Source organism: Thiemannella venezuelensis (assembly GCF_014203605.1).
GTDB lineage: Bacteria > Actinomycetota > Actinomycetes > Streptosporangiales > Streptosporangiaceae > Planomonospora_A > Planomonospora_A venezuelensis.
On record NZ_JACHJJ010000003.1, the window covers coordinates 49,714 to 64,556 of the forward strand.

Sequence of the window (14,843 nt, forward strand, 5' to 3'; positions counted from 1 at the left end):
CCTCACAAGGGGATGTTGGAGTGGCGTCCGCGGGTGCGCGGGGCGCGGGCGAGCGCCTCGGCGATCCGCAGGCGGGTGTTCTCGGGCGCGATCACCTCGTCGACGACGCCGATGGCCACGGCCCGCTCCACACCGCCCGCGACCCTGCGGTGCTCCTCGGCCAGCCGGGCGCGCAGCCCCTCGCGCTCCTCCTCGGGAGCGGCCGCGAGGGCCTTGCGGTGCAGCACGCCGACGGCCGACTCCGCGCCCATGACCGCGACCTCGGCGCCGGGCCAGGCGAACGTGGCGGTCGCGCCGAGCGAGCGGGAGTTCATCGCGATGTACGCCCCGCCGTACGCCTTCCGGGTGATCAGCGTGACCCGCGGCACGACCGACTCGGCGAAGGCGTGCAGCAGCTTGGCGCCCCGCCGTACCACGCCGTCCCATTCCTGGCCGACGCCCGGCAGGTAGCCGGGCACGTCCACCAGCACGACGAGCGGTACCCCGTGGGCATCGCACATGCGGACGAACCGGGCGGCCTTCTCCGCCGACAGCGCGTCGAGGCAGCCGCCCTTGTGCCGGGGGTTGTTGGCCAGCACACCGACCGACCGGCCGCCGAGCCGGCCGAGGCCGACCAGGATGTTGGCCGCCCACCGGGGCTGCAGTTCCTCGAACCCGCCGTCGGCGTCCAGCAGCCCGCGCACCAGCGGGCGCACGTCGTAGGCGCGGCGCGGCGACTCGGGCAGCAGCGCGCGCAGGTCGCGGGGCTCGCGCAGCGCGGCCAGGTCGAACGCGTCCCGGCAGGTGAAGAAGCCGGTCAGCAGGCGGGCGCGGCGGATCGCGTCCTGCTCGTCGGCGGCCACCACGTGGGTCACGCCGGACCTGCGGGCGTGCGCGTCGGGGCCGCCGAGCCCGTCCATGTCGATGACCTCGCCGGTGACGCTGCGGACGATGTCCGGGCCGGTCACGAAGACCCGTCCGGCGGGCGCCATGACGACCAGGTCGGTGAGCGCCGGCCCGTACGCCGCCGCGCCCGCCGCGGGCCCGAGGATGACCGAGATCTGCGGCACCACGCCCGAGGCCCAGGTCATGGCGGCGAACATGCGGCCCACGCCGTCCATGGACTCCACGCCGTCGGCCAGCCGGGCGCCTCCGGAGTGCCACAGGCCGATCACCGGGCAGCCCTGGCGCACGGCGGCCTCGACGGCCTCCACGACGCGCATGGCCCCGGCCGCGCCCAGCGCGCCGCCCATCGTGCGGGCGTCGGTGCAGTAGGCGACGACGGGAGCCCCGCCGACCAGCCCGTGCACGGCCGTCACGCCGCTCCCGTCCGCGCCGTCGAGCGGGACGGCCGAGTCCGGGTCGAGGAGCAGGGCGATCCTGACCGCGGGATCACGGGGATCGGCGGCGGGCGCTGCGGGGCTTTCGACGGAACCCGTGGACACGACAGTCATCGCTGCTTTCCTCACGCCGGCTCGACACAGGTAACTGCGAATGTGACGACCGGATCCCGCACCCGTCGACCCCTACCCCGGCGGCAGGTTGTGACCGCCCCTCCTGCCCGTTGACCGTGACCAGCGGCGCGAGGTGCGGTGATAAAGATCTCATCCCTGGAGGACTGCCGTGTCTCAATGGTCCCTACCGATGGTCGCCGTCCTCGTCGCGGCCACCCTGATACCGCCCGGATCGGCTGCGGCCGCCTCGGACGTGGCGCTCGAACGCGACCCCGCCTCCCTGGTCAACGTCTTCCACGGGACCAAGGAGGCGGCGGCCGACTTCGGCCACGGCGGGGGCGGGGGCATGACGTTCCCCGGCGCCGTGCTGCCGTTCGGCATGCTGCAGTGGAGCCCCGACACGGTCGCCAACGCCGGCGGCGGCTACCGGTGGGAGGACAACCGGCTGCGCGGGTTCTCGATGACGCACATCTCGGGGCCCGGCTGCACAGGCGCGCAGGACTTCCCCGTGCTGCCCTTCTCCGGGCAGGTCGGCCGCTCCCCGGCCACCCACGGCGAGGACTACGTGCAGACCTTCAAGCACGAGAACGAGAAGGCCTCCCCCGGCTTCTACAGCAGCGTCCTGGACACCGGGATCAAGACGGAGATCTCGGTGAACATGCGGGCCGGCGTGGCCCGCTTCACGTTCCCGCAGGGCAAGCCCGGGACGATCCTGCTGAACACCAGCGGCTCGGTCAACGGCGTGGACGACGGCGAGACCAGGATCAGCGGCAACACGGTCCGGGGGTGGGTCCAGACCGGCGGCTTCTGCGGCCCGCCGATGCGCTACAAGGTGTACTTCCACGCCGAGTTCGACCGCCCGGTCACCGGCCACGGCACCTGGAAGGACGACGAGGTGCGCCCCGGTGCGACCACGGTCGGCAACGCCGGCGAGGCCAAGGTCAGAGGCGATCTGGTGGTGCCGGGCGACGTCACGGTGAACGGGCCCGGCTCGGGGGCCTACCTGCAGTTCGACCCGTCCCGGCCGGTCCAGATGCGGGTCGGCCTGTCGTACGTCAGCATCGACGGCGCCGAGCGGAACCTGGCGGCGGAGATCGGCGGCAAGGGCCTCGACCAGGTGAAGCAGGAGGCCGGCGCCGTGTGGAACGACCGCCTGCGCACGGTGGCCGTCGGCGGCGGCACCACGGACCAGCGCCGGACGTTCTACAGCAGCCTCTACCACGCCTTCCTCCAGCCTTACGTCTTCGACGACGCGGACGGCTCCTACACCGGCACGGACGGCAAGATCCGCAAGGTCCGCCCCGGCCACCACCACTACGCGACCTTCTCCGGCTGGGACATCTACCGCAGCGAGGTGCAGCTCCTGGCCCTCCTCGCGCCCGACGCGGCCGCCGACATCGCCCAGTCCATGTACGCCAACGCCCAGGCCCTCGGCAACGTCTGGGACCGCTGGTCCCACCAGAACGCGGTCACCGGCGTCATGGTCGGCGACCCGTTCCACGTGATCCTGTCCACCGTGTACGCCTTCGGCGCCCGCGGCTTCGAGCACACCGCCGCTCTGCGGGCCATGGCGGAGGCGGCCCGCCGGGTCGGCCCGATGGACATCGGCCACCCGCAGCTCGGCTACGACGAGCGCCCCGGCAACGACGCCTTCATGAAGCAGGGCTACGTCCCGAACGACCCCTCCTCCACCCTCGAGTACGGCATGGCCGACTTCGGGATCGCCCAGCTCGCCACCCGCCTCGGCGACCGGGCCACGGCCGCCGAGTTCATGGAACGGGCGCAGGCGTGGCAGAACCTCTTCAACGCCGGCAACGAATGGATCCAGCCCCGCATGGGCGAGGGCTCGTTCACGTCGCCGTTCGACCCCGGCGACCCCGACGTCTACATGGAGGGCAACGGCGCCCAGTACCACTGGCTCGTGCCGCACAACGTGCAGGGGCTGTTCACGGCGATGGGCGGGCGCGACAAGGCCGCCGCCCGCCTGGACGAGTACTTCACCGAGCTCAACGCCGGCCCGGCGCGGCCCTACGCCTACCTGGGCAACGAGCCCGCGCTGCCCGCGCCGTGGCTGTACGCGTGGACCGGGCAGGCGTACAAGACGCAGGCGCTGGTGCGCCGGGTGCAGAAGGAACTGTTCGGCCCCGGGCCCGACGGGCTGGTCGGCAACGACGACCTGGGCACCATGGGCGCCTGGTACGTCTGGTCGGCGATCGGCCTGTACCCCGCCATCCCCGGCCGCGCCGAACTGCTGGTCAGTACGCCGCTGTTCGACCGCGTGGTGGTCGACCGGCCCGCGGGCGACATCGTGATCAACGCGCCCGGCGCCGCCGCTCCGTACATCCGCGGGCTGAAGGTCGACGGCACGGGGACCGGCCGGGCATGGCTGCCGGAGTCGTTCGCCACGGGCGGCGGGCGGCTGGACTTCACCCTCGGCTCCACCCCGAACCCGTGGTTCGGCGGCAACCCGCGCGACTTCCCGCCCTCCTTCGGCCAGGGCTCGAAGCCGTACCTGGCGGGCCTGACCCGCGGCAGCGGCCCGGTGGAGCCGGGCGGCGTCTTCGAGACGGACCTGGCCGTCCGCTCCCTGGGCCGGCCGGCGACCCTCGCCTGGCGGGCGCAGCCGCCCGCGGGCGTCACGGTGACGCCGTCCAGCGGCACGCTGTCCGTACCGGCGTCGGGGAAGGCGCAGGTGAAGCTCAGGATCTCGGTGTCGGCGGACACCGCACACGGCTTCCGCACCTTGCCGATCACGGTGGGCGACGCGACCGCCGGCGTCCGGCTCAACGTCGCCGGACGCGGCACCCCCGAGTGGCACCGCAACAACGCCGGCATCGGTGACATCACCGCGCCCGGCGAGTCCAACCTCGACGGTCCCGGCTTCAGCTACTCCGCCCAGGCTCTGGCCGAGGCGGGCCTGCGTCCCGGCGAGCCGGTGACCTGGAAGGAGTTCCGCTTCACCTGGCCCGACACGAAGAAGGGCGAGTGGGACAACCTCCGCGTCGGCGCCGCTCCCGTCGACGTGGCGGCCCCGGCCGGCGCGAGCAGGCTCTCCTTCCTCGGCGCCGGCACCCACGGCCACCCGCAGACCACCGTGACGCTCACCTACACCGACGGGACCACCGGCACGGCCCGGCTGGGCTTCAGCGACTGGATCCTGGACTTCGGCAACGACACCCCCCAGTACGGCAACGCGATCGTGGCCACCGCCCCCTACCGGCAGTTCTGGGGCTCCTGGCTGCTTCAGCCCATCAGCACCCACGTGTACGCCTCCCAGCCCATCACCCTGGATCCGGGGAAGACGCTCAAGTCCCTGAGCTTCTCGCCGGTGGACGAGGGCCGGATGCACATCTTCACCTGGTCCTTCGCCTGACCGCCCGCCTCCGGTCCGCCGGGTCCCGGTCCCGGGGCCCGGCGGACCGCCGTCGGCGGCCGGGCGCCGGGCCTTCGGCGAGGCGCTGCCGCCGTACCTCATGGGCCGAGGACACCGGCCCATGGACCGGAAATTCGTCCATACCGTGCAGGATCATGCCGAGGGAGGCCAGCCTCCGGGCCGTAGCCGGTGACGGACTCCGGATCCACCCGGCCGAGGAGGGCTCAAGATACGATGCCTTCCCCTGTTTCTGGATCGAGGTGCCGGGTGAAACTTCTTCCCGAGGAAAGCCAGTGGGAGTTACTGACCACCGCGGGGTTGCGGGAGGACTTCCAGGCCGTGTGGATCGAAGGCGACGACATCGACGCGATCACCGCCGAGTTGAAGATCGACCCGACCGCGACGCTCGAATGCGACCTGGCCACCGCACTGCGGTGGAGCAGCATGGACCCACGCACTCTCGTCCTGTGGATGGGCGGGCACTCGCCTGGGTGGACGTTCGCGCTGGTGCTCGCCGGTTCGTCATCCGATCTGAGCCTGCCGGACCGGCGGACCTTCGACTTCTGCTACGCGCGGGAGATCGACGAGTTCTACGGTGTCTCCGGCCTCTGCGGTGAGGAAGGGCTCGATGACCTGGATCTCAACGACGACCGGGGCGGCGAGGACGACCTCGATCCCCACTTGATCGCCGTCGGACGGGTCACCGGACGGTTCATCGACCGGGACTGGCTCGCCGAACGACGGACCCTGTGCCGGGTCCCTGCAGCGAGGACCTCATGACGCACGGAAAGCAGTGGCCGCTGCTCGCGGCACGCGGGTTCCACGACATGTTCGCCGGAACCTGGATCGAGAGCGACGACCCCGACGAGATCGCCCGCCTTCTGGGCTCCGATCCGGCGACGGCGGCGCCCTGCGGCCTGGAGGAGGCGATGCGGGAGTACGAGCCGTACGCCTTCAGGGAACTCGTCTGGCTCGGCGAGCACTCCTCCGGCTGGATCCACGCCGTCACCATCGCCGGACCGCGCCTGCGCACCGACCTGCTGGCCGCCGCCGGACGCCGATTCGTCCAGGTGGTGTGGGAACCCCACGGCCTGGGTGTGCACGACCTGTACTACTCGGACGGGACCGCGGCCGGGCGTTGCAGTCCGGTCGACATCGCCGACCCCGGCTGGCCCTTCCACGAGTACACCGAAGGCCTCGTGCCAAGACGTCCCGATCTGATCGACGTGTTCTCCGCAGGCCCGGCCGAGCCGGTGGGCAGTCTGGGGCTGTGGCTGGAGAACTGGCTCATCCTGGCGGGCCGCGTCTCAGGGCGTCTCATCGACGAGCAGTACCTCGACGCCACACGGCGGCTGTACTCCGTCCCGATCTGACCGGCCGTCGGGCGCGGCCGGTAAGGTCCCCGCCATGGCCGCTTCCGACACCCCCCGCCATCCCTGGAACGAGCTCCTCCACACCGTGAACAGCGCGGCCCAGGAGTACTTCGCGCAGTACAGGGACCGTCTGGCGCGACTGCCGGCGCAGTCGGACGACGGATTCGGCCGCGCGGCCCGGCTCGGCGCAGCCGGTGCCGGTGAAGCCGAGATCGTGCGGCACGAGGAGCGGCTCGGCATGCGCCTGCCGCCGAGCTACCGGGAGTTCCCCCAGACCACCAATGGCTGGGACGAGTACAGCCATTCAAGTCTCCGCCTCTTGACCCTGGCCGAAGTCGGCTGGACTCGTGATGTCGAGCCGATGATCGCCCGGATCTGGGATGGCCTGGACGGTGCCGACCCGCAGGACGAGTGGTATCTCCACCAAGAGTCCGTATCTGCCGGCCTCTGCATCTCCGAGGAGATCGAGGGACAGGTGTGGCTGCTCAACCCGCATGTCGTCGGGGAGGACGGCGAGTGGGAGGCATGGGACTTCGCGAGCTGGCATCCTGGCGAGGTCCGTTACCGGTCGTTCTGGGACCTCATGGAGCACCGATTCGGCAGGTACCTAGCCTGATGTCCGTGCACCTTGCCGTGGGCCTGCCGTGAGGAGCGCGGACGCCGCGATCCGCGGGATGCACGGCGCCGACGTGGTGATCGGGTCCCGCGACCGTCCCGCAGCGTTCGTCATCCGGCGTCTCCGGCCGTCGCGGGACGGCAGACCGGGTCTCCACCGAAGCAAGCGAAAGGCCGGGACAGACACCGCGTCCTCAGCGCATCGATCAGGCGGCGTGGGCTTCGAACCAGAGGGAACCCAGATCGTCACCAGAGGTGATGCGAACGTCCGCGTCGAGAGCGGCGGCCAGATGCCGCAGCAACGCGACGGTGGGCGTCGTTCCGCCCTCCTCGATGCACTCGATCTCGTCCTCGGTCATATCCGCCCGTTCGGCCAGTTCGGCCACGCTCAGACCGAGGGCCGTACGCCGGTCGTACAGCGCCTTGCCGAAAGCAAGCGCCTCACGGATCGCCACCCGCTCGGGATCTTCGATCTGCGTTTCAGGGCGCACCCAGCGGGTGTGGTAGCCGGCCATCACACCCGCCTTTCATAGGTCTCGGTCACCGGCCCCCAGTGATCACGCTCGCAGACCTTCTGCGCCCGGACCGCCCGGTCGATCTGCCGCTGATCATGCTGCCCGGTCTTGCGGAAGACCGTGAGCAACACGATGACCCTTCCTGGAGTACACCAGTACGCTACCCGAGCCGCAACATCACGAAGCCGTACCCGCAGCTCCCACACAGGGCCTTCCAGATGGTCCGACCACGGCCCACCGAGTTCGGTCCCCTTCTCCGCAAGAAGACCGGCCACCTCATCGACCCGCTTGAGGTCACTATCGACCCGCTTGAAGTCACTGTCGCTGAGAGTGTCCAGCCATTCGCGGACTTCGGGTTCGATCTCGAAGCCGTACGGCTCTCGCGCCCCTTCAAGCCTCCCCACCATCACACCACCCAGAGTAATGGTCATTACGCAGAGCGTGACGACCTTCGGTGCGGCTGATCTGGAAGGAGCCCTCTCAGCCCTGCGGCCTTAACGGAACTGGCCCACAGCCGGCAGCTCTCCCAAGGGGAGACGGTCATCGACTTGTCGAACGAACGGCGCGAGGAAGAAGTGAGGTGGACACTCGACCGGTCGAAGGACCGGTTCATCCTCCGGAACGTGGGAACAGCCATCGCAACCGGCGTGAAAGTGGGCGGGGAAGGCGTGGTCCGGATAGCTTCTCAGCTTCCGGATGGCGCGGCGGTACGGCCTGGGGCGTCGGTGAGCTTCATGATGGCCGGCAGCTTGGCGCATGCGGTTCCTGATGAGATCGAGGTCACCTGGGACGGGCATCCCGAGCCCGTGATTCTGCCGGTGCCACCTCGCTGATCAAGTTGCCGTCATGATCTCTGCCCGCGCCCTGCCCGCAGAGCCCGTCGCCGGGCGTCGAACAGCGTCGCAGGACGGCGGAACCACTCAGGCCCCGGAAACGCAAAAGACCAGCTCACACAATGTGTGAGCTGGTCCGGGTTGGTGCCCCCTGCAAGATTCGAACTTGCGCTCCCGGCTCCGGAGGCCGGTGCTCTATCCCCTGAGCTAAGGGGGCCAACGAGTGATTAGATTACCAGCATCCGGAGGGGAACCGACACTCGGTATCGGAAGTGAGTGATCTGCCGTGGCGGCGGGGGTCATCGGGGGGACGGGCGGACCGCTCCTCTGTAGCGGGCCCGGTAGTAGGAGGAGGCCGCGAAGTCGGTGGTCTTGACGACGTCTCCGGTCTTGGGGGCGTGGACCATGACGCCGTCCTTCACGTAGAGGCCCACGTGGGTGGGGGCGCCGGTGCCGCCGCCGAAGAAGACGAGGTCCCCGGCGCGGAGCCGGGAGAACGGCACGCGGCGGCCCTGCCGGAACTGGTCGCCGGTGTAGTGGGTGAGCACGGCCCCGGCCTTGGACCAGGCGTGCAGGGCGAGACCCGAGCAGTCGAAGCCGCCCCGCGTCGGCCCGGTGCTCGAACCGCCGCCCCAGACGTACGGCGTGCCGAGGTGGCGGAGCGCGGCGGCCACCGCGATCCGGCCGGGTGAGGGGCGGCCCGGCCGCGTGCGCTCCTCCGCGTCCCGCCGGCCGGGGCGGGGGCCGGACCCCGGGCGTGCGGGCCCGGGGTCCGGCCGCGGCCCCGCCCCGGGGCCCGCAGGCGGCTGCGCGGGTCCCGCCGCGCCCTCCGCTCCCGGCCGGGGCGCCGGGTGGGGCGTGCGGGCGCCGCCGGGAGGCTCCTCCGGCCGCAAGCCGCCGTTTCGCGGTCGTCCCGTCCCGCAGCCCGTGACGATCAGGGTGTGCACGCTCTCGGGGATCCAGCGCCAGAGGTGCTCCGGCAACCGGGCGAGCACCCACGAGCAGGATCGATGCGCCTGGGCGGCGCGGGCCCCGTCCGGAAGGGTCAGGGCGCGGGCCCCGTCCGGGGCCGCCGTGGCGAGGACGGCTGCTGCGACGAAGACGGTGATCACTTTTGGGCCTCCCGGGCTCGGCGGATGATCGAGGCCTCAGGATCGGCGGAACGGGGCGACCGGCGCGGAGCCGAGTCCGGTTCTGGGGAAAACCTGTCGCCTGTGGACAACTCCCCGTACACATCCGGAGAAACCCGCGCGTGATCGACGCCGAAGAGTTAGCTTGGCGGCCGTGGGAGAGCTTCTGGGCAAGGTTCTGGTGGTGGATGACGACGAGATCATCCGGCAGCTCATCGCGGTCAACCTGACCCTGGAGGGGTTCCAGGTGGAGACCGCCTTCGACGGGCAGAACTGCCTGGACCGGGTGCTGGACGTGCAACCCGACGTGATCACCCTCGACGTCATGATGCCCCGGATGGACGGCTGGATGACGGCCAGCCGGCTGCGGAGCGACGACAGCACCAGCCACATCAAGGTCGTCCTGATCAGCGCCCGCGCGCAGGAGGACGACAAGCGGCGCGGGCTCGGCATCGGGGCGGACGCCTACCTCACCAAGCCGTTCGACCCGGCCGAGCTCATCCAGGTCGTCCGCGACCTCGCGGTCTCGGCCCGCACGGGCGTCTCGGAGCCGGCCCGCACCGGCGTCTCAGAGCAGCCCTTCCCTGCGGGCGACGGCGGCGGCCTGGGTCCGTGAGGAGACGCCGAGCTTGCCCAGGATGTTGGAGACGTGCACGCTCACCGTCTTCTGCGCGATGAACAGCCGCTCGCCGATCTCGCGGTTGGGCAGCCCCTCGGCCACCAGCGCGAGCACCTCCTGCTCGCGGCCGGTCAGCAGCCCCGGCTGGGCCGCCGTGAACCGCGCCCGGCGTCCCAGCTCCGCCAGCGCCTCGCCCAGCGGCCTGGCCCCCAGTGACCCGGCGGTCTCGACAGCCCGCTCCCACTCCCGCCTCGCGCCCTCGCGGTCCCCGTCCGCCAGCAGCGCCTCGGCCAGCCGCCAGCGCGAGCGCGCCACCTCGTAGACGAAGCCGAAGTCGAACGCCTCCACCACCGCGCGCCAGGCATCGGTGCCGGAACGGCCGTGGGCGCGGTGCCACTCGGCCTCCGCCCGTGCCAGCCAGGCCATCCCCTCGGGTCCCATCGGCCCCCGGATGCCCGAGCCCGGACCGACGACGGTGGGCACCCTGGCCCGTTCCAGCATCGCGTCGGCTTCGGCGGCGCGCCCCAGGTCCGCCAGCGCCCACAGGCCGGTCGCGCCGAGCCGGACGACGCCGGGATCGTGCGGGTAGAGCGCGTCGAGGGCCGCGTGGACGTGGCCGAGCGCACCCTCGGGGTCACCGTGCCAGAGCGCGTGCTCGGCGGCCAGGCCGTGCCCCATGTAGGAGACGAGCACGTCGTCGGACCAGAAGGGCTCCATCCAGGAGAGGCGCTCCTCCACGGCGGGCAGGCCCCGGGCCACCTCGACGAAGAGCGCGAAGGACGAGAGCGTGGCCTCGGCCGACGTGCCCGCGCGGATGCCGAACCCGGCGGCGACCTTCTCCGCCGCGTCCCACTCCCCCGCCACGTAGTGGATCAGGAGGCGGAGGAAGCGCAGGTCGGTGCCGAAGGTGCTCCAGTCGAGGCCGGTCTCGTGCGCCAGCCGCAGTCCCCGGTCCACGGTGACGGAGGCCTCGGCCAGGTCGCCGCTCTCGTACTGGACCCGGGCGTACTGGAAGATCGCCCGCAGGTCGATGGCCAGGTCGCCGGAGCGCTCCGCGGCGGCGCAGCCGAGCAGCTCCTTGGCCCTGGGAATGTCGGCGGCGAGTGCGGCCAGGGATCCCAGGGTGATCAGCGCGCTGGTCTCCGCGTCGGTGGCGCCGCTGGCGCGGGCGGTCTCCAGCGCGCGGACGGCGAGCGCCTCCACCTCGTCGTGCCGCTCGGTCCAGTAGAGCGCGCGGGCGTAGGTCGCCAGGGCGCGGGCGAGCACGGGCGGTTCGTCCGCCGCCTCGACGGCCGCCTGGGCGGCGGCGATCGCCCCCTCCTCGTCGTCGGCGTCGATGAGGCAGTAGGCCAGCCGCTCGTTCACCTCGGCCGAGGCGGGCAGCCTCCGGAGCTGGGCGACGGCCCGGTGGTTGTCGCCGCTGTCGGCCGCCGCGGCGGCGCTGCGCATGGCGAGGCGGCCGTGGTCGCTCCCGGCGAGCCGCTCGGCGTCGGCGACGCGGTCCCAGAGTCCGAGGGCCTGCTCGAAGTGGCGGTGGGCCTCGGCGGGGGCGCCGAGGCGCTCGGCCCGGCGGCCGGCCTCCACCGAGGCCGCCAGGGCCCCGGCGAGGTCGTGGCCGGCCAGGTAGTGGTGGGCGAGCTCGGCGGCGGCGCCCTCCCGTGCGGTCAGCAGCCGGGCGAACTCGGCGTGCAGGCGGGTCCGCTCGCCGGGGAGCAGGTCGGTGTAGACGGCCTCCTGGAGCAGGGCGTGCCGGAAGGTGTAGCCGTCACCGGAGGGGCGCAGGAGCCCGCGGGAGACGATCTCCCTCATGGACTCCTCGAAGTCCAGGTCGTCCAGGCCGGAGGCCTCCTGGAGCAGGTCGTGGGCGACCTTCCGCCCGGCGACGGCCGCGCCGCGCAGCACCCTCTGGGCGGAGTCGGAGAGCAGCTCGGCGCGGGAGAGCAGCAGGTCGGCCAGGCCGTCGGGCATCGAGCAGCCGCCGAGCGCGGCCTCCAGCAGTTCCTCGGCGTAGAACGGGTTGCCCTCGGCGCGCCCGACCACCTGGTCGATCACCCGGGCGTCGGTGCCGCCGAGCACGGCGACGTAGTCGGTCATCTCACCGCGGTCGAGCGGGCCCAGTTCGACGGAGGTCACCGAGGGCAGCCGCTTGAGCTCGGCGAGGACCCGGCGGAGCGGGTGGCGGCGGTGGAGGTCGTCGGTCCGGTAGGTGCCGACCACGCAGACGTGCTCGCCCTGGAGCATCCGGCTGAGGAAGACCACCAGGTCGCGGGTGGACTGGTCGGCCCAGTGCAGGTCCTCCAGGATCAGCAGCACCGGCCGGACGGCCAGGAAGCCGAGCATCGAGCCGAACAGCTGCTGCTGGGTGAGGCCGGAGGCGCTCTCCGGCCCGCCGTCGGCGCTGCCGGGCAGCAGCCTGCCGAGGACCGGGCGCGCGTCGAGTGCGGCGCGCAGCTCGCCCTCCGCGCCGCGCAGGGCGTCGGCCAGCGGGAGGTACGGCAGCGCGTCGCCGAGTTCGGCGCACTGCCCGGTGAGTACGGCGAAGCCGGCCTCCCTGGCCCGCTCGGCCAGCTCCGTGACCAGCCGGGTCTTGCCGATGCCCGCGTCGCCGCCCACGAGGGCGACCCCGGCCGTCCCCCCTGCCGCGGAGTCCAGCACGGCGACCAGGCGATCGAGTTCCAGCAACCGCCCGACCAGAGTGCTCTGCACCTTCTGTGACCCCACGTCGGCGAGTATGCCATGGACCACCGACGACGAACCGGTACAAATAACCATAGACCTGCAACGACGCCCCGCACCGCCCTTCCCGCGGGTCCGACCGGCCTCCCGGACGGCCCCCGGATCGGCCCTCCGGAGCGCTTCCGGATTGGCCCTCCGGAGCGCCTCCGGATTGGCCTTCGCCCCGGGGACCGGAGTCCTCCTATGGTCGGAGGCATGGTCTCGATGTCCACTTTCCTGGTGTTCTCTGTGGCGTCCCTGGCGCTGGTCCTGGTTCCCGGTCCCAACCACCTCTACATCGCCGCCCGCGGCATCGCCCAGGGCCGGGCCGCGGCGATGGCGAGCGCGTTCGGGGTGGAGACCGGGACACTGCTGCACATCGCCGCGGCGGCGGCCGGGCTCTCCTACGTGGTCGCCCGGTCGGCGACCCTGTTCAACCTGATCAAATGGGCGGGAGTCGCGTATCTGGTCTATCTGGGCGTCCGGGCGCTGACCAGCAGGCAGGATCCGGGCATCCGGGAGGCCGAGCCGCAACCGCTGCGCGCGATCTTCCTCGAAGGGGTCGTCGTCAACGTCCTGAACCCCAAGGTGATCCTGTTCTTCCTGGCGTTCCTGCCCCAGTTCGTGGAGCCGGAGGCCGGGGCGGTGCCGCTGCAGATCGTCATCCTGGGCGGAACGCTGCTGCTCCTGGGCCTGGTCTCCGACATGGTCTACGCCGCGGGCGCGGGCGCGCTCGGCAGGCGGCTGCGGGACAGGGCCAGGCAGCTCGGATTCTTCAGCGGCCTCGTCTACCTGGGCCTCGGTGTGGCGACCGCGCTCTCCGGCCGCTCCGCCTGATCGCCGGCCGCGCCTCCCGTCCGCCCCGCCGGGGCACCCGCACCCGCCCCGGGTCCGCGCCGGGCGGCGCTCCCCGCTCCCGGACCGTCCACCTGGTCGCACAGGTCGCCCACCAGGCGGGCCAGCACGCCGGGGGCGGCCAGCATCCCCAGGTGCCCGCGCCCGGGGGCCAGGATCAGCCGGCCGTCCCGGCAGGCGCGCAGGAAGGCGCGCTCGTCGGCGCGGAACGGGTCGCGGGCGCCGTTGACCAGCCACACCCGCCCCGGATAGGCCGCCAGCGCCGCGAGCTGGCCGTGCCCGGCGACGGCCTCGACGGCCTGGGGCATCACCTCGCAGGACAGTCCTCCCGCCACCATGGCCTCTCCCGCCGGGCCGGGCAGGGCGCGGCGCAGGCCGTACGAGCTGAGCCGGTCGGCGAGGGGCGGATTCCGGGCCGCCAGTGAGGCGATGAAGCGATATATCCCGGCATAGCGGTCGGGTAGTGCCGTGCATCCCATCGCGACCAGCCCGGCCACCTTCCCGGGGAACCGCTCGGCCGCCGCGATCCCGACGTATCCGCCGAGCGAGAGCCCGGCCACGAACGCCCGCCCGCCGGCCCCGTCGATCGCCCCGGCCACCGCCGAGACCGCCGCGTCCATCGTGAACGGCTCCCCCCGCCCGGCCCCGTGCCCCGGCAGGTCCACGGCGATGGACGGCCTGTCCAGACGTGACATGACCGGGCCCCACATGGTCGCGCTGACCCGGATCCCGTGGACGAAGACGATCGGCAGCATGACGGCCTCCTGACCGAAGAGTGCAACGCACCGTTGCGTTGCAATATACGCTACCCTGATCACCATGGCACCGCGCAAGCAGCAGGACATCTTCCGGGCGACCCTCGGTCTGCTCGCCGAGAAGGGCTACGAGGGCCTGACCGTCGAAGGGGTCGCCGAGCGGTCGGGGGTCAACAAGACCACGATCTACCGGTGGTGGCCCTCCAAGGCCGCGCTGCTGGCCGCCGCGCTGGTCGAGGCCGACGTGCTGGCCGTGGAGCCCCCGGACACCGGGAGTCTCAGGGGTGATCTGGAGTCCCTGGTCCGGGGGATCGCCGCGCTGCTCACCCGGGCCCCGGCGGCGGACGTCGCGGTGGCCGCGCTCGGCGCCGCCGCCCACCACCCCGAGCTCGCCGGGGCCGCCCGGCGCTTCTTCGCCGACCGGCTCGCCCGCGAGGAGCAGGTCTTCGAGCGGGCCAGGCGGCGCGGGGAGCTCCGCGAGGACGCCGACCCCATGCTGATCATGGACCTGCTGGGGGGCGCGGTGTGGTTGCGGACGGTCTTCCGCGGCCTCCCCCTCGACGACGGCTTCGCCGCCGAGGCGGTCCGGGCCGTCCTGGACGGCGCGGCCGAAGCACCGTGAGGCCC

13 protein-coding genes, 1 tRNA gene and 1 pseudogene are annotated in these 14,843 nt (G+C 72.3%); 8 read left to right on the forward strand and 7 right to left on the reverse strand.

Annotated elements, in window-relative coordinates:
• Positions 1-2: 2 nt before the first annotated feature.
• Entirely contained in the window at positions 3-1,433 is a 1,431-nt protein-coding gene (locus FHS22_RS05925; RefSeq protein ID WP_184939148.1) for an acyl-CoA carboxylase subunit beta, read from the reverse strand.
• Positions 1,434-1,602: 169 nt separating this feature from the next.
• Between FHS22_RS05925 and FHS22_RS05930 the strand changes: the two genes are divergently transcribed.
• The 4 genes from FHS22_RS05930 (at position 1,603) to FHS22_RS05945 (ending at position 6,795) form a co-directional block, all read left to right on the forward strand.
• Positions 1,603-4,806: a GH92 family glycosyl hydrolase gene (locus FHS22_RS05930; RefSeq protein WP_338047615.1), complete on the forward strand. Its 3,204-nt coding sequence runs from the start codon at positions 1,603-1,605 to the stop codon at positions 4,804-4,806.
• Positions 4,807-5,073: 267 nt separating this feature from the next.
• Positions 5,074-5,586, forward strand: coding sequence for a hypothetical protein (locus tag FHS22_RS05935; RefSeq protein ID WP_184939150.1), 513 nt, complete (start codon positions 5,074-5,076; stop codon positions 5,584-5,586).
• Positions 5,583-6,179: a hypothetical protein gene (locus FHS22_RS05940; RefSeq protein ID WP_184939151.1), complete on the forward strand. Its 597-nt coding sequence runs from the start codon at positions 5,583-5,585 to the stop codon at positions 6,177-6,179. Before FHS22_RS05935 ends, FHS22_RS05940 begins: the two co-directional genes overlap by 4 nt.
• Before the next feature lie 34 nt (positions 6,180-6,213).
• On the forward strand, positions 6,214-6,795 hold the full coding sequence (locus tag FHS22_RS05945) for an SMI1/KNR4 family protein (protein WP_184939153.1): 582 nt from the start codon (positions 6,214-6,216) through the stop codon (positions 6,793-6,795).
• Between the two features lie 205 nt (positions 6,796-7,000).
• On the opposite strand, the gene FHS22_RS05950 is transcribed toward FHS22_RS05945, so the two are convergent.
• Together FHS22_RS05950 and FHS22_RS05955 are read right to left on the reverse strand one after the other, a co-directional pair.
• Complete coding sequence (locus FHS22_RS05950; RefSeq protein WP_184939155.1) at positions 7,001-7,309, reverse strand: helix-turn-helix domain-containing protein; 309 nt, start codon at positions 7,307-7,309, stop codon at positions 7,001-7,003.
• A complete protein-coding gene (locus FHS22_RS05955; protein WP_260407709.1) occupies positions 7,309-7,740 on the reverse strand; it encodes a type II toxin-antitoxin system RelE/ParE family toxin in 432 nt (143 codons plus the stop codon). Before FHS22_RS05955 ends, FHS22_RS05950 begins: the two co-directional genes overlap by 1 nt.
• 117 nt (positions 7,741-7,857) lie before the next feature.
• Between FHS22_RS05955 and FHS22_RS05960 the strand changes: the two genes are divergently transcribed.
• Positions 7,858-8,142, forward strand: a complete 285-nt coding sequence (locus tag FHS22_RS05960) for a hypothetical protein (RefSeq protein ID WP_184939156.1) — start codon at positions 7,858-7,860, stop codon at positions 8,140-8,142.
• 142 nt (positions 8,143-8,284) lie between these two features.
• On the opposite strand, the gene FHS22_RS05965 is transcribed toward FHS22_RS05960, so the two are convergent.
• Both FHS22_RS05965 and FHS22_RS05970 read right to left on the reverse strand, forming a co-directional pair.
• Positions 8,285-8,359, reverse strand: a tRNA-Arg gene (locus tag FHS22_RS05965).
• An 82-nt stretch (positions 8,360-8,441) separates the two neighbouring features.
• Positions 8,442-9,254 carry a C40 family peptidase gene (locus FHS22_RS05970; protein ID WP_184939157.1) on the reverse strand — a complete coding sequence of 271 codons (813 nt, stop codon included), beginning with the start codon at positions 9,252-9,254 and terminating at the stop codon, positions 8,442-8,444.
• Positions 9,255-9,438: 184 nt separating this feature from the next.
• Here FHS22_RS05970 and FHS22_RS05975 point away from each other — a divergent pair.
• A pseudogene (locus FHS22_RS05975) lies at positions 9,439-9,801 on the forward strand (response regulator transcription factor); the annotation flags it as partial.
• A gap of 39 nt (positions 9,802-9,840) precedes the next feature.
• On the opposite strand, the gene FHS22_RS38920 reads toward FHS22_RS05975, so the two are convergent.
• The gene (locus FHS22_RS38920; protein WP_338047616.1) at positions 9,841-12,612 is read right to left on the reverse strand and encodes an ATP-binding protein; all 2,772 of its coding nucleotides are present in this window, start codon (positions 12,610-12,612) and stop codon (positions 9,841-9,843) included.
• 210 nt (positions 12,613-12,822) lie between these two features.
• Here FHS22_RS38920 and FHS22_RS05985 point away from each other — a divergent pair, with 210 nt between their 5' ends.
• On the forward strand, positions 12,823-13,443 hold the full coding sequence (locus tag FHS22_RS05985) for a LysE family translocator (RefSeq protein ID WP_184939160.1): 621 nt from the start codon (positions 12,823-12,825) through the stop codon (positions 13,441-13,443).
• Here the strand turns inward: FHS22_RS05985 and FHS22_RS05990 are convergent.
• Entirely contained in the window at positions 13,395-14,216 is an 822-nt protein-coding gene (locus tag FHS22_RS05990; RefSeq protein WP_184939161.1) for an alpha/beta fold hydrolase, read from the reverse strand. The two genes, FHS22_RS05985 and FHS22_RS05990, sit on opposite strands and share 49 nt — an antisense overlap.
• Before the next feature lie 64 nt (positions 14,217-14,280).
• On the opposite strand from FHS22_RS05990, the gene FHS22_RS05995 reads away from it, so the two are divergent.
• Positions 14,281-14,838 (forward strand): TetR/AcrR family transcriptional regulator, encoded by a 558-nt coding sequence (locus tag FHS22_RS05995; RefSeq protein WP_184939163.1) that lies wholly within the window; start codon positions 14,281-14,283, stop codon positions 14,836-14,838.
• Positions 14,839-14,843: the final 5 nt, after the last annotated feature.

Coding starts and splice junctions, on each gene's coding strand:
- FHS22_RS05925 (WP_184939148.1), bottom strand. CDS start 1,433: ATGACTGTCGTGTCCACGGGTTCCGTCGAAAGCCCCGCAGCGCCCGCC.
- FHS22_RS05985 (WP_184939160.1), top strand. CDS start 12,823: ATGGTCTCGATGTCCACTTTCCTGGTGTTCTCTGTGGCGTCCCTGGCG.
- FHS22_RS05995 (WP_184939163.1), top strand. CDS start 14,281: ATGGCACCGCGCAAGCAGCAGGACATCTTCCGGGCGACCCTCGGTCTG.
- FHS22_RS05955 (WP_260407709.1), bottom strand. CDS start 7,740: ATGACCATTACTCTGGGTGGTGTGATGGTGGGGAGGCTTGAAGGGGCG.
- FHS22_RS05990 (WP_184939161.1), bottom strand. CDS start 14,216: ATGCTGCCGATCGTCTTCGTCCACGGGATCCGGGTCAGCGCGACCATG.
- FHS22_RS05940 (WP_184939151.1), top strand. CDS start 5,583: ATGACGCACGGAAAGCAGTGGCCGCTGCTCGCGGCACGCGGGTTCCAC.
- FHS22_RS05945 (WP_184939153.1), top strand. CDS start 6,214: ATGGCCGCTTCCGACACCCCCCGCCATCCCTGGAACGAGCTCCTCCAC.
- FHS22_RS05950 (WP_184939155.1), bottom strand. CDS start 7,309: ATGGCCGGCTACCACACCCGCTGGGTGCGCCCTGAAACGCAGATCGAA.